This is a genomic window from Sulfitobacter sp. IGS-18 (assembly GCF_059628195.1).
Window position 1 is genome coordinate 2,359,192 of sequence record NZ_CM184556.1, and the last position, 18,914, is coordinate 2,378,105.

Genomic DNA, 18,914 nt, shown 5'->3' on the forward strand with positions numbered 1-18,914 from the left:
AAGGACGGCAGTTGTTCTCACTCCGCCGCCATGGGTTTGGCGCGGCGCGCCGCGGCATTGGCCGAAAGCTCAGCCATCAGCTGGCTGGCCCGGGCAATCGGATTGCTGAGGTAGAAATCCGCAATCGCCTCGCCAAAGGGTGCCGCATCGACGCTGCCGCGTTCCAGTGGCGTCCATGCGTTTTCGGCAACCTCGTCAACACGGGCCAGATGCGGCACGTCACTGACCAGCGCGCGGCGCAGGGCGGCGATGGAATCAAACGGCAATGTCGCCTCCATCTCGGCGCTCAGCGCGCGCAGGATGGCCCAGTTTTCCTTGGCCTGACCGGGGGCAAAGCTGGCGCGTTGCGCAAGCTGCGGACGGCCTTCGGTGTTCACGAACAGGCCGGGTTCCTCGGTATAGGCGGCGCCTGGCAGGATGATGTCGGCGCGGTGCGCACCCCGGTCGCCGTGGCTGCCCTGGTAGATCACAAAAGGACCGGCGGGAATGTCGCCCTCATCCGCGCCAAGGTTATAGATCACGTCAGCTTCCAGAACGGCAGGCACCCCGCCTTCGGCGGTGCAGCCCGCGTCCATCGCACCGACACGCGATGCAGCGGTGTGCAGCACCATGAAGGAGGATTTTGTTGCTTCCGCCAGCGCCATCGCATCGGCCAGCACTGCGGCACCGTCTTCGCGGGTCAGGGCTGCCTGCCCCACGATGATCACCGAGTGCTTTTCCTGCACAGCGGAATGATCGCGCTTCAGCAAATCGGCCATGACCGACGGATTGTCACCGATGTGGGCATATTCATAGGTCAGATCGACCTGCGGCCCGATCACACCCACGTTTGCGCCGCGCGACCACGCCTTGCGGATACGCGCGTTCAGCACCGGAGCCTCCACCGCCGGGTTGGTCCCGATCAGCATGATCGCCTTGGCAGTGTCCAGCTCTTCGACCGTGGCTGTCCCGACATAGCCGGAGCGGTTGCCCGCAGGCAGCTTGGCCCCATCGGTGCGGCATTCGACGATACCGCCCTGCCCTTCGATCAATGTTTTCAATGCATAGGCCGCCTCGACCGAGGACAGATCGCCGACCAGACCGGCAACCTTCTTGCCCTTCATCGCGGCAGCGGCGGCTGCCAGCGCCTCGGGCCAGTCCGCTTTGCGCAGCTTGCCGTTCTCGCGGATGTAGGGCGTATCCAGCCGCTGGCGGCGCAGCCCGTCCCAGACAAAGCGGGTCTTGTCGGAAATCCATTCCTCGTTCACGCCGTCGTGGTTGCGCGGCAGCATCCGCATCACTTCGCGGCCCTTGGTATCGACACGGATGTTCGACCCCAGCGCATCCATCACGTCGATGCTTTCGGTCTTGGAAAGCTCCCAGGGACGCGCGGTAAAGGCATAGGGTTTGCTGACCAGCGCCCCCACCGGGCAAAGGTCGATGATATTGCCCTGCAGGTTCGATTCGAGCGTTTCCCCCAGGTAGGAGGTGATCTCCGCATCTTCGCCACGGCCGGTCTGGCCCATCTTGTGCACGCCTGCGACCTCGGTGGTGAAACGCACGCAGCGGGTGCAGGAGATGCAGCGCGTCATATGGGTTTCGACCAGCGGCCCGAGGTTCAGATCCTCGGTCGCGCGCTTGGGTTCGCGGTAGCGCGAGAAATCCACACCATAGGCCATCGCCTGATCCTGCAGATCACATTCGCCACCCTGGTCGCAGATCGGGCAATCCAGCGGGTGGTTGATCAGCAGGAACTCCATCACGCCTTCGCGGGCCTTCTTGACCATCGGGCTGTTGGTTTTCACAACCGGCGGCTGGCCCTCGGGACCGGGGCGCAGATCGCGCACCTGCATCGCGCAGCTTGCGGCGGGCTTGGGCGGGCCGCCCACGACCTCCACCAGACACATGCGGCAGTTCCCCGCAATCGAAAGCCGCTCGTGATAACAGAAACGCGGGATCTCGACGCCCGCCTGCTCGCAGGCCTGAATGAGCGTCATCGCCCCTTCGGTTTCGATTTCCTTGCCATCAATGATGATCTTGCGAAGGTCGCTCATAGGTTCACTTTGCTCTCAGTAACGAACCGATCCGGCTCTGTTTTTGAATCTCTTCGAGTCCAAGCGCACAATAGCTTTGTGGATCGGAAGTATCGACCCCCCTCGCCTTGAAAAACGCCCTTCCGCGCGCTTTGAGCCGTTCTTTTTCCGCATCGCTTTTGCGATAGGCGTCGATTTCAGCATCCGTATAGCCCAGATCATTGGCCTGACCCTTGATTTTCCACAGAAAGCTGGTGGCCCTGATCAGCCGGGCATCTATCGTGGGACAATTCTTGCGGATCGCATCGGCGATTCCGACATCCAGCAGGGCATCGTCGATCGCGGCGACCTCGCGCAGCGGTGGTTTGGCCGAAACCGGGGCGGCAAGCACCGCCAGACCAAACAGGGCAATCATCATCAAACGCATTTCACTCTCCTTCGGAAGTTGACCGACAGCTGGGTGAGCCTGCGCTGATATGCAATAACACCCGGTCCCGACAGCCATTTTCCGCAGGTTTCAGCGCATGGCCTATTGGGCCTGCGGGCAGGTCCCCTGATAGGTCAGCGTGTCATCGACGATGCGCAGCTGGTCTGCCGGCGTGTCCGGCCCCACCACCCAGTCGATGTCGGAACTGCCATAGGTCGCCACGCAATAGCCGTTTGCCGCGTGCAGCGCGGCCCCCCGTGCGCCTTCGAAGGATTGCGAGACACCTTTCACCGTCGCCACGAAGACGTCGCGTTGCTTGTCGACCCGCTTGACCTTGGTGCGGAAATACTTGCCGTCAAAGGCAAAGCGGTTCTCACTGTCGGAGCAACCAGCCACAAGGGCGGCGCAAAGCAGCGCCATGACGCTAATTCGGGTCTTCATCATTTCTGCACTCTCGAATGGGTGGGGCGTTGCGCTTCGGCCTTGTCGATCACGACAATGGAATCATGCACATGCACGCCGCTGATTTCGCGCTTCATCTGCGGAAGCTGCGCCGGTTTGTTGTTGTGATACCACATGTGCATGTCATCAATCATTCTGCGCACCGTGTTATAGAAATTCTCCGGCGCGTGAAAGCCACCGCCGAAACGCGGGTAATAGGCGGTGTGCAGATCCTCTATCATATAGGTGCCGCCGGTGGTCAGCAGCGGGAACAACACCCGCAGCGAGGCTTCGATATGGGCCATCCGGTGGCTGCCGTCATCCAGCACCACATCGACGCCGCCCATCTCCTCAACCACCTTTGCCAGGAAAGCCGGATCGTCCTGCGAGCCGATGCGCACCATGCCGGACTGGCCGTCGTATTGCGCGCAATCGGGGTTGATGTCGATGCCGCAGAGCACCGCGTCCTTGCCCAGGTAGCGCCGCCACATCTGCAAGGAGCCGCCGTTGTTCACCCCGATCTCAAGGAATTTCACCGGCGTATTCCGGTAGCGGCTGAAATAGCGGTCATAAAGCGGCAGGTAATGATGCCACTTGTGCACCTTCACCCCATCGTTCTGCGCGTAGATGTCCAGCAGGTCGCCGTCGAATCCGTATCGTTCCCTGATGTCAGCGGCGACATCCCCGTCTTCGGGAAATCTGAACTTCTTCATTGGCGGTCTCCTGCACGGCCCTTTGGGGTTTTCCCCTTATTTCTCAACATATCCGCCAATTCGGGATTTCAGGCAACCTCTGTCTGGCGGCAACCGTGGGTCCTGTGCATTGTTGCAGCAGGCAGGTGACGCCAGCCAAAGGCATGATCGCTGTCGCCATGGGCGCGCAGATGGTCGAGCCGGTCCAGCGCCTCGCCCAGGCCGGGCCGATGCCCCGGCGGCACCCACCACATCACGAAATGCATCGCTCCCAACACCTCGAACCATTCGGCGCGGCGTTCGTAGAATTTCTTGTGCACCGTGCCCCAGACAAAGGTTTCCAGCGTGGCGACACTCTCCCAGACGCTCAGGTTCGGAATGAACAGGGGATCGCCGTCAATTGCGGTATCGGTGTTGCCTGCCCCGGTCTCGCCTTCCATCATCCACTGGAAACCGGGCATCCGCTTGGCCAGCCCGTTGATCCGGTCAAGGTTGGCCATGAATTCCGCCACGCGGGGATCATCCTTGGCGGCGACAAGCCTGCCCACGTTCAGTTCCGCCAGATGCATGTCTTTCATCGTCTCTCCCTTTGTCAACAGCGCCCCGCCTTCAACCTGATACACTCCGTATCGCCGATGTCCCGAGAGCGCGAAGCGCGGCAGGGTATCGGCGAGTCAAGTTTAAGGCGGGGCGCGTTATCCGCAGGCCTTGTCCTTCCAAAGCTCTGCCTCCCTGAGGTGATCCCAGCCAAAGGCGTGATCACCTGGCCCGTGCTGTTCCAGATGCCTGAACCGCGCCATCGCCTCTGCCATCGTCGGCCGGTGCCCAACGGGCACCCACCACATGCAGAACCGCAGGCTGGCCCCCATGTCGTACCATTCCGCCTTGCGGTCATAGAACCGCTTGTGAACCGTGTTCCAGACGAAATGCTCAAGGCTCGCCACGTCCTGCCAGACGCTCAAAGTCGAGGCCATGCGGGGGTTTGCGCCCATTGCGCCGTCCTCGTGGGTCTGTTCAAACGCCATCTCCGCATCATCCATGCGCCAGACAAAGCCCGGCGAACGTGCGGCGACGCCGTTCACGAGGTCCAGACCGTTCACGAAATCCTGCACGCGCGGATCGTCCCAGTCATATTTGAGAATGCCAAGGTTCAGCTCCGCCAGGTGATGTCCTTGGGGCTGCTTCACTTCAGATAACGGCGCAGGCGGCCAGCCCCACCAGCCCCAGCACGGACAGCAATCCAACCGACCAGAGGGCAGAGCGCAGGGGCTGGCTTTCGGTGCCGATATGCACCACCGCCACCGCAATCCGCGACACCAGGAACAAAGAGGCCAGGAGGTTGACCCAGAACGGGTCCCCACCGGCCAGAATCGCGGCCACCGTCGCCCCTATGAAAGGGCCGGACATTTCCATGGCATTGGCAAAGGCCCGCCCCCGGCGATAGGCGACATCGCTGTAATCGCGCTTGGGATGGCCACAGGCACAGGTGTTTTCCGCGGTCTTGCCGCGCGTCGCAACCATGCCCAGAACCAGGCTGACAACGGACCAGAGCGCCAGCGACAGGATCGCATGCCCGTAGGCGTCAAAACCCTCGATCACTCGGCTGCCACGGCGCTGACGCGCCCTGTCCGCTTGTGCTTGATCCGGTCTTCGATTTCATCGCGGAAATGCCGGATCAACCCCTGGATCGGCCAGGCCGCCGCATCGCCAAGCGCACAGATCGTATGGCCCTCGACCTGCTTGGTCACATCCAGCAGCATGTCGATTTCCTCGGGCTCCGCATCGCCTGTCACCAGCCGGTCCATGACCCGCATCATCCAGCCCGTGCCCTCGCGGCAGGGCGTGCACTGGCCGCAACTTTCGTGCTTGTAGAACTTGGACAGCCGCCAGATCGCCTTGATCACATCGGTGGAATTGCCCATCACGATCACCGCGGCCGTGCCCAGGCCCGACCGCTGCTCGCGCAGATAGTCGAAATCCATGATCGCGTCTTTCATCTGCGCGCCGGGGATCAATGGCACGGAGGACCCGCCGGGGATCACCGCCTTGAGGTTGTCCCAGCCGCCGCGAATGCCGCCGCAATGGGTCTCGATCAGCTCTTCGAACGTGATGCTCATCGCCTCTTCGACCACGCAGGGGTTGTTCACATGACCCGACACGGCAAACAGCTTGGTCCCCGCATTGTTGGCCCGGCCGAAACCGGCAAACCACTCCGGCCCGCGCCGCAGGATCGTCGGCACCACGGCAATGGATTCCACGTTGTTCACCGTGGTCGGGCAACCATAAAGGCCCGCGCCCGCCGGGAACGGCGGCTTCATGCGCGGCATCCCCTTCTTGCCTTCGAGGCTTTCCAGCAGGGCGGTTTCCTCGCCGCAGATATAGGCCCCCGCGCCATGGGCCAGGTAGAGGTCGAAATCCCAGCCGGATTTCGCCGCGTTCTTGCCCAGCAGGCCCGCGTCATAGGCCTCGTCGATGGCCGCCTGCAGCGCCTCGCGCTCGCGGATGTATTCGCCACGGATGTAGATGTAGCAGGCATGCGCATTCATCGCGAAAGAGGCGATCAGGCACCCTTCGATCAGCGTATGCGGATCATGGCGCATGATCTCGCGGTCCTTGCAGGTGCCGGGTTCGGATTCATCCGCGTTGATCACCAGATAGGCCGGGCGCCCGTCGCTTTCCTTGGGCATGAAGGACCACTTGAGCCCGGTGGGAAAGCCCGCGCCGCCCCGGCCGCGCAATCCGCTTGCCTTCATCTGGTCGATGATCCAGTCGCGGCCCTTCTTGATGATCCCGGCGGTGCCGTCCCAATGGCCACGCTGCTGCGCGCCCTTCAGGGTGCGGTCATGCATCCCGTAGATGTTGGTAAAGATGCGGTCCTGATCTGCAAGCATTGCTGCGTCCCTTACGTTTGTCTCGGCCCCAAAGGGTCGTTTGTCTGTTGCTCCGAAAGGAGCGTTCTATCCATCATCCGCAGCCCGGCGCGCCTGCCAGAGCTGATAGGCCACCACCAGCGACCAGAACAGCGCCGCAAGTGCGGCAAAGTCGATCAGCAGCGCATAGCGCCCCGGCAATCCCAGTGCCGGACCGGCCCAGTTCGCGGCCAGCCAGATCAGCATGGTCCCGGCAATCACCAGTGCCACGGTCTGCCCCTTGCGAGACTGTGCCTTGTCGCTTTGCTCACTCATGCCTGGCCCGGTTGCCCCCTCGGCGGTTTACTTCTTTTTCTTCTTCGAAAACTCGGTTTCGCCGCCTTTTGCAAGGATCTTGGCCTGGCTCATCCAGTCGTCGCGTTCGATCCGGCCCTTGAAGCGCAGCCGCGCATCGACCCAGGCGATCTCTTTCTTGCGCCAGCCCGCGACCTGGCTGTAATGCCAGATGCCCAATTCGTTCAGCGTCTGCTCCAGCTTGGGGCCGACACCGCTGATCAGTTTCAGATCATCGGCACCTTCGGCGCGCGGGGCGTCCATCAGATCGGGCTTGCCGTCAGCCGCCACCGGCGCACGCTTGGCCCTGGCCGGTGCGGCCTTTGCCGCTGGTGCAGGCTCTGCCACGGCCGCCGAGGCGCTTGCCGCAGCCTTTGCCGGGGCCGCTTTCCTGGCAGGCGCTTCCGCGCCCTCTTTCTCGTATTTCCATTCGCCCTTGCGCGCCGCCAGTTCCGCCTGACCCGCCAGCGTTTTCGTGGGCTTGATGACGGAACCCGATGCAGGCGCAGCCGCTTTCGGCGTGTCAGCCTCCGCCGCGGCTGCCGGTTCCTCAACCGCCTCGGGCGCGTCGGAAACGGCCGGGGCCACGGCAGATGCAGCAGCAGTCGGTGCAGCAACGGCATCAGCCGCCGGCGCTGCCACGGCGCTGCCGCCGGTTGCACCCGGACAGATGACCAGGGAAAGGAACAGACCGACAACCAGCGCGATGACAACGGCCAGGATCAGGGCAGCGGCAAAGCCCCACCCGCCGACCAGCATCAGCAAAAGCCCGATCACAAGGCCCGCAACAATTGCCAGTGCCCAGCTTTTCGCCGTGCAGCTCATCGAATTGTCATTCTCAGCCATCTAAAGTTCCCTCTCCCGTCAGACCGGTAGCGGCCCGGATTACGTGTCGTAGAGACCATCCTTGCTGGCACGGGCAGAAAACTCGGTCTCCTCCCCAGCAGCCAGGCGCGTGGCCTGATCAACCCAGTTGTCGCGCGACACACGGCCTTTGAACCCCTTGAGGTTCTCATCGACCCAGGCCACTTCCTCCGCGCCCCAACCGGCAATCTGATCGTAATGGAAGAATCCCATATCGTTCAGCATTTTTTCCAGCTTGGGCCCGACGCCCCTGATCATCTTGAGATCATCCGCCCCGCTATCGCGTGCGGCGGCCATTGTGGCGGGCTTGGTGCCCGGCCCCTCAGACGCTGCTGCGGCTTGCGCCTTTGTTTCCTGCTTGCCGCCGGGGGCGACACTGCCCTTTGCCGGTTTCGCCTTGGCCTTGACCTTGGGCGCTTCACCTTCAGCCTCGGCGTGTTTGTCGGAACTGTCACCCTTGTTGCGCGGGGCCTTGGCCTCTGCCTTGCTGCGGCCGGCCTGCGCGCCATCCGGGCCTTTGGGCGGCATCAGTTCGTCCCGCTTGGCCTTGGCCGGTTTGCCGCCCGCATTGGCGGCCTTGCCCTGCCAGGGCGTCAGCAGCGGCACCTCTGTGCCGTCGATCCGCTTGATCGTGTCGCCGATATCGACCGCAAGCTGCACGCTGGCGTTATACTGCGTGCGGCCGCTGTCGTGATCCTTGAGGCTGGTCAGCCCGCCCAGAGGCTCGGAAGCATAGCGCCCGTTCTGCGGACCCGGCACCGGCACCTTGCCCGCCGCCAGTTCATCCAGCAGCTTGCCAAAGCCCTCTGCGGTCAGATCCTCGTAATAATCCTTGCCGATCTGCGCCATCGGCGCATTGGCGCAGGAACCGAGGCATTCGACCTCTTCCCAGGAAAACTTGCCATCCGCCGAAAGCTCATGGGCATTGGGCGCGATCCGCTCCTTGCAGACGGCCATCAGGTCCTCTGCCCCGCAGATCATGCAGCTGGTGGTGCCGCAAACCTGAATATGTGCCACGGAACCAACGGGTTGCAGTTGGAACATGAAGTAGAAAGTCGCGACCTCAAGACCCCGGATATAGGCCATGCCCAGCATCTCCGACACATGCTCGATCGCCGGACGGGAGAGCCAGCCCTCCTGCTCCTGCGCACGCCACAAGAGCGGGATGATGGCAGAGGCCTGCCGCCCCTCGGGGTATTTGGTGATCTGCGCTTCGGCCCACTTCTGGTTGGCGGGCGTGAAGGCGAAACTCTCGGGTTGTTCGTGGTGCAGTCGGCGGAGCATCAGTGGGTCTCTTTCGAATTCGCTGTCTGGCTTGCGGCACCGGGAAAGCCCGCAAAGAAATGAGGTCTCGGCATCACCGGTCAATCTCCCCGAACACCACGTCCATGGTGCCGATGATCGCGGCGACATCTGCCAGCTGGTGGCCTTTGGAAATATGATCCATCGCCTGCAGATGCAGGAAGCCGGGCGCGCGGATCTTGGCGCGGTAGGGTTTGTTGGAACCATCCGCCACAAGGTAGACGCCGAATTCGCCCTTGGGCGCCTCGACCGCGCAATAGACTTCGCCCGCAGGCACGTGGAACCCTTCGGTGTACAGCTTGAAGTGGTGAATCAGGCTTTCCATGTCGGTCTTCATCGCGGTGCGGCTGGGCGGTGTGATCTTGCCACGGGCCAGCACATCGCCCTTCCCTTCGGGCGCGCGCAGCTTTTCGATGGCCTGTTCCATGATGTGCACGGACTGGCGCATTTCCTCCATCCGGCAGAGGTAACGGTCAAAGCAATCGCCGTTCTTGCCCACCGGCACCTGGAAGTCGAATTCGTCATAACATTCATAGGGCTGCGAGCGCCGCAGGTCCCAGGCCAGGCCCGATCCCCGCACCATCACGCCGGAGAAGCCGTAGTTCAGGATGTCCTCTTCGCTGACCACGCCGATATCGACGTTGCGCTGCTTGAAGATGCGGTTCTCGGTCAGCAGACCGTCAATGTCCGCAAGGATTTCGGGGAAGGATTTGCACCAGGCCTCGATATCGTCGATCAGCGCTTCGGGCAGGTCCTGATGCACGCCGCCGGGCCGGAAATAGGCCGCGTGCAGACGCGCGCCACAGGCCCGTTCGTAAAAGATCATCAGCTTTTCGCGCTCTTCAAAACCCCAGAGCGGCGGCGTCAGCGCGCCCACATCCAGCGCCTGCGTGGTCACGTTCAGCAGGTGGTTCAGTACGCGGCCGATCTCGCAGAACAGCACCCGGATCAGCGAGGCGCGGCGCGGCACCACCGTGCCGGTCAGCTTTTCGATGGCCAGACACCAGGCGTGCTCCTGATTCATCGGTGCCACGTAATCCAGCCGGTCGAAATACGGCAGGTTCTGCAGGTAGGTCCGGCTCTCCATCAACTTTTCGGTGCCACGGTGCAACAGGCCGATATGGGGGTCGCAACGTTCGACGATCTCGCCGTCCAGTTCAAGCACCAGCCGCAAAACTCCATGCGCCGCAGGGTGTTGCGGGCCGAAGTTGATGTTGAAATTGCGGATCTTCTGTTCGCCCGTCAGAGCATCGGTCGATCCGTCGTCATAGCGGTTCACGCGAATATCGCCGTCCATCATTTAGGTCCCTTCAACTGGCGCTGCTGCGGATGAGGACGGTTCGCGCGGACCCGCACCGGCAACTCCTGGCGGGTGCCGAACAACCGGGCCAAAACCTCTTCCAGAAATGCGATCATCACAGTTTCTCCAACTCTTGCAGTTTGAGCCCCATCCACCACAGCAGCGCAATGGTGCCAAAGGGGATCAGACAGGCCGCCGCCCAGTATTTGTTGATGCCGAAGAAGGGCAGCAGTTTGACCATCGGAATGGCTGTCAGCGCGGACAGGAGAAGCCACCAGAATCCGCCCATTACTTGGCTCCTTCCGCCTTGTCGTCACCCGGCAGGATGTATTCCGCGCCCTCCCAGGGCGACATGAAATCAAACTGGCGGTATTCCTGCACCAGCGACACCGGCTCATAGACCACGCGTTTCTGCGCCTCGTCATAGCGGACTTCGGTATAGCCCGTGGTCGGGAAATCCTTGCGCAGCGGATAGCCGCGAAACCCATAGTCGGTGAGGATACGGCGCAGGTCCGGGTGACCGGAGAACAGGATGCCGAACATGTCGAAAACTTCACGCTCGAACCAGTTGGCCGAGGGGTGGACGCTGACCAGGCTCGGCACCATGTCCTTTTCCCGTGTCGCGACGCGCAGGCGGATGCGGTGGTTCTGATACATGCTCAGCAGGTGATAGACCACGTCGAACCGCTTGGCCCGGCCGGCATAATCCACCGCCGTGATGTCCACGAGGGTGGAGAAACGGCAGGTCGGATCGCCCCTGAGGAATTCCACCAGCCCGGCGATATTGGTCAGGGTGACATCCATGTTGAGCTCACCCTGCGCGATGTCCCACGCGAGGATGCAATCGGGGCGTTTGGCCTCGATATAGGCACCAAGTTCCTGAAGTTGCTCGCTCATCTCAAATCCTTCCAGACGCGCGGTTCATCGCACGATCGTCCCGGTCCGGCGCATCTTGCGCTGCAGCTGCATGATCCCGTAAAGCAGTGCCTCTGCCGTGGGCGGGCAGCCCGGCACATAGACATCCACCGGCACGATCCGGTCGCAGCCGCGCACCACGGAATAGCTGTAGTGGTAATAGCCGCCGCCATTGGCGCAGGAGCCCATGGAGATCACATAGCGCGGCTCGGGCATCTGGTCATAGACCTTGCGCAGCGCCGGGGCCATCTTGTTGGTCAGCGTGCCGGCCACGATCATCAGGTCGGACTGGCGCGGCGAGGCACGCGGCGCGGTGCCGAAACGCTCAAGGTCATAGCGCGGCATGGAGGTATGCATCATCTCGACCGCGCAGCAGGCCAGACCGAATGTCATCCAGTGCAGCGACCCGGTGCGCGCCCAGTTGATGATATCGGCGGTGGAGGTAACAAGGAATCCCTTGTCCTGCAACGCGGCATTCAGATCCTGCGTGGCAACCTCGCGGTCCGGTCCGGCCTTGTAGCTGCCCGGTGTGCCTGCGTCCGTTACTGCCATTCCAGCGCCCCTTTCTTCCATTCATAGGCAAAGCCAGCCGTCAGCACGCCCAGGAAAACCATCATCGACCAGAAGCCGACCATCGAAATGTCCTTGAAGGCGACCGCCCAGGGGAACAGGAACGCGATTTCCAGGTCAAAGATGATAAACAGGATCGAAACCAGATAAAACCGCACGTCGAATTTCATGCGCGCATCGTCGAATGCGTTGAACCCGCATTCATAGGCCGAGACCTTTTCAGGGTCCGGATTGCGCACGGCGACGATGACGGCCGCAAGGATCAGGATGGCTCCGAATCCGATGGCTACGGCCAGAAAAACGAGGATAGGCAGATATTCCCGCAGCATGTCGTCCAAGGGGAGGCTCCTTTATGGTGCTGGGCACGGATGCGCCAGGGCGCTCGGGCCAGTCATGGCTTGGCTTCGGGTTTACTCTGCCGTCCCGACAGGGTCAACCAAGGGGGCATGATTTTGGCAGTCTGAAAAGGACACCCGCAGGCCGGGATCATCAATGCCTAAACGCCATGCAGATCAACCAGATCGCGCCAGCGGTAAATCGGCTCGAACCCCAGCAGCTTGCGCGCCTTGGCGATGCTGTAAAAGGTCTCCTCCGCGCCCATCTCGCGCATGACCGGGACATCCGGGTAGAACCTGTCCAGCAGGGCCTGCGTGGTCAGGCTGACGGAATGTTCCGCATTGGCCGCGTTGAACACCTGGTATCCCAGACCGTCGGTCTGCAGGCAGCGCTCCACCATCTGACCCAGGTCGCGCGCGTCGATATAGGCAAAGATGTTGCGCTCTCGCTGTTCGGGGTTTGCGACGAACTGCGGGAAAAGCGTTTCATATTCATGCGGCTCGATCACATTGTTGATCCGCAAGCCATAGATATTGGCCCCGGACCGGGCCTGAAAACTGCGCGCCGTCGCCTCGTTGCAGACCTTGGACATGGCATAGCTGTCTTCGGGCACGGTGGGGTGTTCCTCGTCCACCGGCAGATAGTTGGGTTTGCGCGACCCATCGGCGAAACAGACGCCATAGGTCGTCTCCGACGAGGCAAAGATGATCTTGGGGATGCGGTTCTTCACCGCCGCGTCGATGACGTTGTAGGTGCTTAGCGTGTTGTTGCGAAAGGTCTCGTTGTCCGGCCGGATCAGGATGCGCGGCACGGCGGCAAAATGCACAACCGCGTCAAAGGCGGGCACGCCGCCGCCCGGTTCCAGCTCGGACAGATTGGCATAGCTTTGCATCACGTCGAACACCTGCCCCGCATCGGTCAGATCGGCGATCCGGTTGTCGACACCCTCATGCTCCAGCGGTGCCAGATCGACGTTGAGCACCTGATGCCCCTGCGCCAGCAGATAAGGCACCACATGCCGCCCGGCTTTTCCGGTGCCACCGGTGAATAAAATGCGCATTGTCTGGTTCTCCTGTTGCTGTCCAAGGGTCAACGCGGCACTGCCCGCTGCGGTTCAGGACGCGACCCTTGCCATCCATTTTGCAATCATGTCGTGCTGCACCCGCGCCTGTTCCGCCACGCGGTAAAAGCCGACCAATTCGCGCACCGGCGCGCTGATCTTCTCGAAACCGGAGATGAAGGCCACGATCACCCCCACCTGGGTCTGCCCCTGCATCACCAGATATCCGCCAAAGATCAGCACCGACAGCGGCCCCAGCGCATTCAGCAGGTTCAATGCCGCCTTGAGTGCGAATTTCAGCAGGTTGAAGCGGATGCGGTTGTCAAAGATCCGGTCGAGAATACGGGCCCCCTCTTCCTGCACCGGTGCATCCATGTCCGATATCCGGTCACCCAGTTCGCGGATATAACCCACCCTTTCCGCCACCAGTTCGTTCAGGCGGCGCTGCAGGAAGGGTGTCAGAATGATCTGCGGCACCATGAAGGCCAGCGCAAAAAGCGCGATGCTGGGCTGCACGACAAACATGTAACCCAGCACGCCCAGCAGGATGGCCAGATTGGCGCAGGACTGGGACAGCACCTCGCCCACGAAGCCGCCCAGTTTCTCGACCTCGGAACCGATGATGGACACCACCCGTCCCTCACTGTCCTGTGTGGTTTCGATCTTGTCGCCATAAAGTCCCAGCAGGTGCCGCCGGGTATAGATGTTGGTGCTTTCCGTCAGCCATGACTGATAGGCACGCAGGGCGAATTTGCCGGCCTGATGCAGGCCAATGACGGCAAGATAGGCCAGCCCGAACCGGATCAGCAGCGGCACATTCTGCGTCTCCACCACCTCGTTCACGATCCGGCGCTGCAATTCGATGGGGGCGAGGTTCAGCAGGGCGACAAGCACCGCCCCGGCGCAACAGCCAGGCTGGTGCCAGCCCGTCATCCGCCAGACGTAGCCCCAGATCGTTTTCGCAGCACTGTCATCCCCGGTCCGTTCGATGTCACGGGGGCGGAAGTAATCGACAAGGGATTTCAAATGGCGCTCCGGCGTTTCAGTTCAGTCTGGCCCGAGCCTTGCGTCAAAGCCCGCCCCGCGCAAGGGTCAGGAGGACGCAACCACCCAGGCCGCCTTGCGCTTGTCAAAGAACGCGCCGATCCCTTCGGCGGCTTCCTCGGTCTCCCAGCGGGCAGCGAGTGCTGCGATGGACATCTCCACCGCCTCCTGCGTGGCAGCACCGCCCAGGTCCAGCGCCAGCGCCTTGGCCGCCGCCACGGCCCCCGGTGCGCAGGACAGGTAAGGTGCCACCTCACGTTCCACCGCCGCGTCAAGGTCACCGGCGGGCACCGCGCGGGCCAGCAGACCCAGCGATACCGCCTCTGCCGCGTCGAACAGCCGGGCAGACATGAAGACCCGCCGCGCCATCCCCTCGCCCATGCGGGCAATCACGTAAGGTCCGATGGTGGCCGGGATGATCCCCAGCCGGGTTTCGGTGAAGCCCATGCGCAGGCTGTCCACCCCGATGGCCACGTCACAGACGCTGGCCATGCCGACCCCGCCGCCAAAGGCATTGCCCTGCACCCGCCCGATCAGCGGCTTGGGCAGCCGGTTCAGCGCGCCCAGCATATCCGCCAGCTTGCGCGCCTCTGCAGAGCGTGTCGTGGCATCCATGTCGCGCTGGTCGCGCATCCAGCCCAGATCGCCCCCCGCGCAGAAGGAGGCCCCCGCCCCGGTCAGCACCACCACACGCACCGCGTCATCCGCCCCCAGCTGTGCCGCCGCCGCAGTCAGGTCCGCCAGCATCTGCGCCGACATGGCGTTGTGCTTGTCGGGGCGGTTCAGGGTCAGTGTGGCGACGCCGCGCGCGTCGGTTTCAATCGTGATCGTCTCAGGCATCCACCGGTCCCCGCATCGCCTGCGCCATGGCCGCGGCCTCCTGCACGATGGCCTGGTCGATCCCGGTCTTGTAGCCCAGCGCCAGAAGATGCGCATTCACCGCTTCCGTGGCCACATTCCCGGCCGAACCGGGCGCGTAGGGACAGCCGCCCAGGCCCCCCACGGCGGCGTCAAAGACCCGCAGACCCAGCGACAGGGACGTGTCGATATTGGCCATCGCGCGGCCATTGGTGTCGTGATAATGCCCCGCAAGCCGCCCCACGGGCACCACATCGCGCACCGCAAGCAGCATCCGCGCGATGCTGTCGGGCCTGCCCGCACCGATGGTGTCGCCCAGTGAAATCTCGTAGCACCCCATCGAGAACAGGCGATCCGCCAGCGCCGCAACCGCGCTGGGGGCCACCGGCCCGTCATAGGGGCATTCCACCACGCAGGAGATATAACCCCGGACGGGCACGTCCCGGTGGCGCGCATCCTCCAGAATGGGGGCAAAGCGTTCGATCGATTCCGCCACCGAGGCATTGATGTTCTTGCGGCTGAACCCTTCGGAGGCCGAGGCAAAGATCGCCACCTCGTCCGCACCTGCCGCCAGCGCATCCTCATAGCCGCGCATGTTCGGCGTGAGCGCGGCATAGCGCACCCCGTCGCGACGGCTGATCCCGGCCATCACCTCGCCCGAGCCGGCCATCTGCGGCACCCATTTGGGCGACACGAAGGAGGCGCATTCGATGCGCCCGAAACCCGCGCCCGACAGCCGGTCAATCAGCGCGATCTTTTCCGTCACCGGTATCTCGCGCGCCTCGTTCTGCAACCCGTCGCGGGGGCCGACTTCAAAGATCTCACAAGGTCCAAGGCTCATATCGTCCCCTTTCAGGTGTTGTCAGGCACGAACGGGTGCCAACCGGGTCATTCAATCGGCCAGGGCGGATAAAAGTCCTTTTCATAGATACCCTCCCCCTGCGGCAGGCTTTCGGCGAAACTCTCGCGCTCGGTGATGCGCTCGTACCATTCCGCCACCGCCGGATGCGCATCCAGCCTGGCAAAATACTGCGACATGTACACCGCCTGCCCTACGGAAATATCCACCGCCGAGAAGCCGCTGGTCAACAGATAGTCGCGGTTCTCGACCGGCGTCGACAGCCGCGCCTCCAGCGCATCGTAGCATTTGCCGATCCGCGCCGCCTCCAGCTTCATCACGATGGGGCTGCGCATGTGGTCCTCGCGCAGGGCGATGTGCTGCTGGGTCAGGGCCGCGGTATGCTGGCTGATCGTCTCGGCGAAATGCAGCCAGACCAGCCAGGCCATACGGTCCGGCACGCCGGGCATCCGGCCCAGCCGCTCCGGGCTGAACCTTTCACACAGGTATTCGGTGATGGCGCCGGTCTCGAACATCCGTTCGCCGTCGATCTCCAGGGCCGGCACGCGGCCCGCAGGCGACAGGGACAGATAGGCCGGATCGCGCAGCGAGCGGTCAAAGGCATAGGTGCGGACCTGATATTCCACATCCATTTCGTTGAGCAGCCAGAGCGTGCGCATCGACCGCGTCTGCGGACAGTGATGCAATGTAATCATCGGGGAAACCTCGTCATAATCATCTACCTGCCAACATGACATGGGGCGTTTTGCCGGGGGTCAAGCGGCCCGGCAGCGGCCTTCCGGCCCGCCGCGCCACCTCATGCCCCGCAAATGTGCAAAAGGCGCGCAACGCCATGTGGCACCGGCCCCGCCCCGACATCTGCAGCACCGCAATATGCCACATCATCAACAGGATCGCCGCCAGGATCGGCGGCTCATCCCCCGGGACATATGCGATAATCCCGGCAGCTGCCAGTGCGGCCGGCACCAGGTGATGCCGCACCCGCCCTTTCACGCGGCAGCTTCCGGCTCGGCCTCCAGCCGGACCAGCGCGGCCCCGGCCTCCACCTGATCGCCTTCGGCGGCCAGCACCTCGGCCACCACGCCGTCGCGCGCGGCCAGCAGGCTGTGCTCCATCTTCATCGCCTCCAGCACCGCAAGCCGGTCGCCCGCAGTGACCTTCTGGCCCACCTTCGCATCGACCAGCCGCACCATGCCGGGCATTGGTGCCTCGATCAGATTGCCGTCACCGGACTTGCCCGCCGCCCGCGCCAGCGGGTCGATCACGTCAAACCCCATGCCATAGCCGTCAAAGACCGTCACCACCGACCCGGCCACGGCAACCGCAGGGGCCATGTGCCCGTCCAGATACCAGCGCCCGGCCCTGCGCTCGGCGCTGAGCTCGGTCTCACCCACCGACCAGGACTGCCGGTCAGGCGACAGCACCCGGACCTTGAGCAAAGTTTCCTCCCCGCCATGTGCCAGCATCACCTGTCGGCGGAGCGGTCGCCACAGGGTAAACCCCGTCTCGGGCTGCGGTGACATCAGGCCCAGCGCCGCCATGCCCGCCAGGGCCATGTGCCAGGGTGCCACCGCGGGGGCTTCGGTCAGTTCCGCGATGTCGCGTGCGATCAACCCGGTGTCGACGTCGCCTGCGGCAAATCCCGCATGGCCCGCCAGCGCCCCCAGAAAGGCCAGATTGGTCACGGTGCCCGCCACCTCGCAGCCCGCCAGCGCCGCGCGCAGCCGCGCCAGCGCCACGTCCCGGGTGGGGCCATGCACGATCACCTTGGCAATCATCGGGTCGTAGAACGGGCTGATGGTATCGCCCGCCCGCACGCCGCTGTCGGCCCGGGTCTGATCGGTGAACTGCAGATGCGTCAGCGTACCGGTCGCCGGCAGAAAGCCTTTCGGCACATCCTCGGCGTAAAGCCGCGCCTCGAAGGCATGGCCGTTGATCGTCAAGGCCTCCTGCCCCATGGGCAGGCTTTCCCCCGCCGCCACGCGCAGCTGCCATTCCACCAGGTCGACGCCGGTGATCGCCTCGGTTACGGGATGTTCCACCTGCAGGCGCGTGTTCATCTCCATGAAGAAGAACCCTTCCGCGCGCAGCCCCTCCGAGCCGTCAACGATGAATTCCACCGTCCCCGCCCCGGCATAGCCGATGGCCTCGGCCGCCCGCACCGCCGCCGCGCCCATCGCGGCGCGCATCTCTTCTCGCATGCCCGGTGCCGGGGCTTCCTCGATCACCTTCTGATGGCGGCGCTGCAGCGAACAATCGCGCTCGAACAGATGGACGGCCCTGCTGCCGTCACCAAAGACCTGCACCTCGATATGGCGCGGCTTGGTCACGAACTTTTCGACCAGCACGTCGGAATTGCCAAAGGCGGTCTTCGCCTCCGAGCGGGCGGAGTCCAGCGCGGCCTGGAAACCCGATGCCGCATCGACCTGCCGCATCCCCTTGCCGCCGCCGCCCGCCACGGCCTTGATCAGCACCGGATAGCCGATCTTCTCCGCCTCCGCCGCCAGCAGCGCATCGTCCTGATCCGCGCCGTGATACCCCGGCACCACCGGCACGCCGGCCTCGACCATCAGCGCCTTGGCGGCATCCTTCAGACCCATCGCGCGAATGGCCCGGGCCGAAGGACCGATGAAGACAAGCCCGGCCTTTTCCACCGCATCGACGAAATCGGGGTTTTCCGACAGAAATCCATAGCCGGGGTGGATCGCCTGCGCGCCGGTGTCCAGCGCCGCCCGGATGATCACATCACCGCGCAGATAACTCTCCGCCGGGGCCGAGCCACCGATATGCACCGCGACATCTGCCATGGCGACATGTTTTGCACCTGCATCCGCATCCGAATAGACCGCGACACAGCGCACCCCCATGCCCTGCGCCGTCTCCATCACCCGACAGGCGATCTCGCCCCGGTTCGCAATCAGGATCGTGTCAAACATCGCGCATCCTCTCCAGTTGATCTCTACTCATCATTTCTTTTTGGCCCCAAATATTCCCGGGGGAGCAGCCGCAGGCTGCGGGGGCAGCGCCCCCT

At 63.3% G+C, this 18,914-nt stretch carries 22 protein-coding genes; all 22 read right to left on the bottom strand.

Features of this window, described 5'->3' with window-relative positions:
* Window positions 1-17: 17 nt before the first annotated feature.
* Window positions 18-2,033: an NADH-quinone oxidoreductase subunit NuoG gene (gene nuoG / locus ACWNZ3_RS11395; RefSeq protein WP_496900008.1), complete on the bottom strand. Its 2,016-nt coding sequence runs from the start codon at window positions 2,031-2,033 to the stop codon at window positions 18-20.
* A 4-nt stretch (window positions 2,034-2,037) separates the two neighbouring features.
* A complete protein-coding gene (locus tag ACWNZ3_RS11400) occupies window positions 2,038-2,517 on the bottom strand; it encodes a DUF5333 domain-containing protein (protein ID WP_269361659.1) in 480 nt (159 codons plus the stop codon).
* Window positions 2,518-2,541: 24 nt separating this feature from the next.
* A complete protein-coding gene (locus ACWNZ3_RS11405) occupies window positions 2,542-2,880 on the bottom strand; it encodes a hypothetical protein (RefSeq protein WP_269361658.1) in 339 nt (112 codons plus the stop codon).
* Window positions 2,880-3,593 (bottom strand): class I SAM-dependent methyltransferase, encoded by a 714-nt coding sequence (locus tag ACWNZ3_RS11410; protein ID WP_269361657.1) that lies wholly within the window; start codon window positions 3,591-3,593, stop codon window positions 2,880-2,882. The genes ACWNZ3_RS11405 and ACWNZ3_RS11410 overlap by 1 nt, the downstream gene beginning before the upstream one ends.
* A gap of 68 nt (window positions 3,594-3,661) precedes the next feature.
* Window positions 3,662-4,150, bottom strand: coding sequence for a DUF3291 domain-containing protein (locus ACWNZ3_RS11415; protein ID WP_496900009.1), 489 nt, complete (start codon window positions 4,148-4,150; stop codon window positions 3,662-3,664).
* 117 nt (window positions 4,151-4,267) lie between these two features.
* Window positions 4,268-4,759, bottom strand: coding sequence for a DUF3291 domain-containing protein (locus tag ACWNZ3_RS11420; protein ID WP_496900010.1), 492 nt, complete (start codon window positions 4,757-4,759; stop codon window positions 4,268-4,270).
* Window position 4,760: 1 nt separating this feature from the next.
* Window positions 4,761-5,171: an MAPEG family protein gene (locus ACWNZ3_RS11425; protein WP_496900011.1), complete on the bottom strand. Its 411-nt coding sequence runs from the start codon at window positions 5,169-5,171 to the stop codon at window positions 4,761-4,763.
* Window positions 5,168-6,463, bottom strand: a complete 1,296-nt coding sequence (gene nuoF / locus ACWNZ3_RS11430) for an NADH-quinone oxidoreductase subunit NuoF (RefSeq protein WP_496900012.1) — start codon at window positions 6,461-6,463, stop codon at window positions 5,168-5,170. Before nuoF ends, ACWNZ3_RS11425 begins: the two co-directional genes overlap by 4 nt.
* Before the next feature lie 66 nt (window positions 6,464-6,529).
* Window positions 6,530-6,757 (bottom strand): DUF5337 domain-containing protein, encoded by a 228-nt coding sequence (locus ACWNZ3_RS11435; protein ID WP_269361653.1) that lies wholly within the window; start codon window positions 6,755-6,757, stop codon window positions 6,530-6,532.
* A gap of 27 nt (window positions 6,758-6,784) precedes the next feature.
* Window positions 6,785-7,621 carry a helix-hairpin-helix domain-containing protein gene (locus ACWNZ3_RS11440; protein ID WP_496900013.1) on the bottom strand — a complete coding sequence of 279 codons (837 nt, stop codon included), beginning with the start codon at window positions 7,619-7,621 and terminating at the stop codon, window positions 6,785-6,787.
* Window positions 7,622-7,660: 39 nt separating this feature from the next.
* A complete protein-coding gene (locus tag ACWNZ3_RS11445; RefSeq protein ID WP_496900014.1) occupies window positions 7,661-8,923 on the bottom strand; it encodes an NADH-quinone oxidoreductase subunit E in 1,263 nt (420 codons plus the stop codon).
* Window positions 8,924-8,996: 73 nt separating this feature from the next.
* Window positions 8,997-10,241, bottom strand: coding sequence for an NADH-quinone oxidoreductase subunit D (locus ACWNZ3_RS11450; protein ID WP_269361650.1), 1,245 nt, complete (start codon window positions 10,239-10,241; stop codon window positions 8,997-8,999).
* A gap of 115 nt (window positions 10,242-10,356) precedes the next feature.
* The gene (locus ACWNZ3_RS11455; protein ID WP_205388237.1) at window positions 10,357-10,530 is read right to left on the bottom strand and encodes a hypothetical protein; all 174 of its coding nucleotides are present in this window, start codon (window positions 10,528-10,530) and stop codon (window positions 10,357-10,359) included.
* Window positions 10,530-11,138, bottom strand: a complete 609-nt coding sequence (locus ACWNZ3_RS11460; RefSeq protein WP_269361649.1) for an NADH-quinone oxidoreductase subunit C — start codon at window positions 11,136-11,138, stop codon at window positions 10,530-10,532. Before ACWNZ3_RS11460 ends, ACWNZ3_RS11455 begins: the two co-directional genes overlap by 1 nt.
* A gap of 24 nt (window positions 11,139-11,162) precedes the next feature.
* Window positions 11,163-11,708: a NuoB/complex I 20 kDa subunit family protein gene (locus ACWNZ3_RS11465; RefSeq protein ID WP_114275544.1), complete on the bottom strand. Its 546-nt coding sequence runs from the start codon at window positions 11,706-11,708 to the stop codon at window positions 11,163-11,165.
* Window positions 11,699-12,064 carry an NADH-quinone oxidoreductase subunit A gene (locus tag ACWNZ3_RS11470; RefSeq protein ID WP_067287807.1) on the bottom strand — a complete coding sequence of 122 codons (366 nt, stop codon included), beginning with the start codon at window positions 12,062-12,064 and terminating at the stop codon, window positions 11,699-11,701. Before ACWNZ3_RS11470 ends, ACWNZ3_RS11465 begins: the two co-directional genes overlap by 10 nt.
* 158 nt (window positions 12,065-12,222) lie before the next feature.
* On the bottom strand, window positions 12,223-13,122 hold the full coding sequence (locus ACWNZ3_RS11475; protein ID WP_496900015.1) for an NAD-dependent epimerase/dehydratase family protein: 900 nt from the start codon (window positions 13,120-13,122) through the stop codon (window positions 12,223-12,225).
* Window positions 13,123-13,176: 54 nt separating this feature from the next.
* Window positions 13,177-14,148 (bottom strand): ABC transporter transmembrane domain-containing protein, encoded by a 972-nt coding sequence (locus ACWNZ3_RS11480; protein WP_496900016.1) that lies wholly within the window; start codon window positions 14,146-14,148, stop codon window positions 13,177-13,179.
* A 66-nt stretch (window positions 14,149-14,214) separates the two neighbouring features.
* On the bottom strand, window positions 14,215-15,006 hold the full coding sequence (locus ACWNZ3_RS11485) for a crotonase/enoyl-CoA hydratase family protein (RefSeq protein ID WP_496900017.1): 792 nt from the start codon (window positions 15,004-15,006) through the stop codon (window positions 14,215-14,217).
* The gene (locus ACWNZ3_RS11490) at window positions 14,999-15,865 is read right to left on the bottom strand and encodes a hydroxymethylglutaryl-CoA lyase (protein ID WP_496900018.1); all 867 of its coding nucleotides are present in this window, start codon (window positions 15,863-15,865) and stop codon (window positions 14,999-15,001) included. Before ACWNZ3_RS11490 ends, ACWNZ3_RS11485 begins: the two co-directional genes overlap by 8 nt.
* 47 nt (window positions 15,866-15,912) lie before the next feature.
* Window positions 15,913-16,578: a glutathione S-transferase family protein gene (locus ACWNZ3_RS11495; protein WP_114275548.1), complete on the bottom strand. Its 666-nt coding sequence runs from the start codon at window positions 16,576-16,578 to the stop codon at window positions 15,913-15,915.
* Window positions 16,579-16,872: 294 nt separating this feature from the next.
* On the bottom strand, window positions 16,873-18,819 hold the full coding sequence (locus ACWNZ3_RS11500; protein WP_496900019.1) for an acetyl/propionyl/methylcrotonyl-CoA carboxylase subunit alpha: 1,947 nt from the start codon (window positions 18,817-18,819) through the stop codon (window positions 16,873-16,875).
* Between the last annotated feature and the right edge of the window lie 95 nt (window positions 18,820-18,914).

Excerpts from the sequence above, each read along its gene's own strand:
- ACWNZ3_RS11415 (WP_496900009.1), bottom strand. The coding sequence starts at position 4,150 with ATGAAAGACATGCATCTGGCGGAACTGAACGTGGGCAGGCTTGTCGCC.
- ACWNZ3_RS11440 (WP_496900013.1), bottom strand. The coding sequence starts at position 7,621 with ATGGCTGAGAATGACAATTCGATGAGCTGCACGGCGAAAAGCTGGGCA.
- ACWNZ3_RS11485 (WP_496900017.1), bottom strand. The coding sequence starts at position 15,006 with ATGCCTGAGACGATCACGATTGAAACCGACGCGCGCGGCGTCGCCACA.
- nuoG (WP_496900008.1), bottom strand. The coding sequence starts at position 2,033 with ATGAGCGACCTTCGCAAGATCATCATTGATGGCAAGGAAATCGAAACC.
- ACWNZ3_RS11465 (WP_114275544.1), bottom strand. The coding sequence starts at position 11,708 with ATGGCAGTAACGGACGCAGGCACACCGGGCAGCTACAAGGCCGGACCG.
- ACWNZ3_RS11490 (WP_496900018.1), bottom strand. The coding sequence starts at position 15,865 with ATGAGCCTTGGACCTTGTGAGATCTTTGAAGTCGGCCCCCGCGACGGG.
- ACWNZ3_RS11400 (WP_269361659.1), bottom strand. The coding sequence starts at position 2,517 with ATGGCTGTCGGGACCGGGTGTTATTGCATATCAGCGCAGGCTCACCCA.
- ACWNZ3_RS11405 (WP_269361658.1), bottom strand. The coding sequence starts at position 2,880 with ATGAAGACCCGAATTAGCGTCATGGCGCTGCTTTGCGCCGCCCTTGTG.
- ACWNZ3_RS11445 (WP_496900014.1), bottom strand. The coding sequence starts at position 8,923 with ATGCTCCGCCGACTGCACCACGAACAACCCGAGAGTTTCGCCTTCACG.
- ACWNZ3_RS11475 (WP_496900015.1), bottom strand. The coding sequence starts at position 13,122 with ATGCGCATTTTATTCACCGGTGGCACCGGAAAAGCCGGGCGGCATGTG.
- ACWNZ3_RS11495 (WP_114275548.1), bottom strand. The coding sequence starts at position 16,578 with ATGATTACATTGCATCACTGTCCGCAGACGCGGTCGATGCGCACGCTC.
- nuoF (WP_496900012.1), bottom strand. The coding sequence starts at position 6,463 with ATGCTTGCAGATCAGGACCGCATCTTTACCAACATCTACGGGATGCAT.
- ACWNZ3_RS11450 (WP_269361650.1), bottom strand. The coding sequence starts at position 10,241 with ATGATGGACGGCGATATTCGCGTGAACCGCTATGACGACGGATCGACC.
- ACWNZ3_RS11460 (WP_269361649.1), bottom strand. The coding sequence starts at position 11,138 with ATGAGCGAGCAACTTCAGGAACTTGGTGCCTATATCGAGGCCAAACGC.
- ACWNZ3_RS11410 (WP_269361657.1), bottom strand. The coding sequence starts at position 3,593 with ATGAAGAAGTTCAGATTTCCCGAAGACGGGGATGTCGCCGCTGACATC.
- ACWNZ3_RS11500 (WP_496900019.1), bottom strand. The coding sequence starts at position 18,819 with ATGTTTGACACGATCCTGATTGCGAACCGGGGCGAGATCGCCTGTCGG.
- ACWNZ3_RS11435 (WP_269361653.1), bottom strand. The coding sequence starts at position 6,757 with ATGAGTGAGCAAAGCGACAAGGCACAGTCTCGCAAGGGGCAGACCGTG.
- ACWNZ3_RS11455 (WP_205388237.1), bottom strand. The coding sequence starts at position 10,530 with ATGGGCGGATTCTGGTGGCTTCTCCTGTCCGCGCTGACAGCCATTCCG.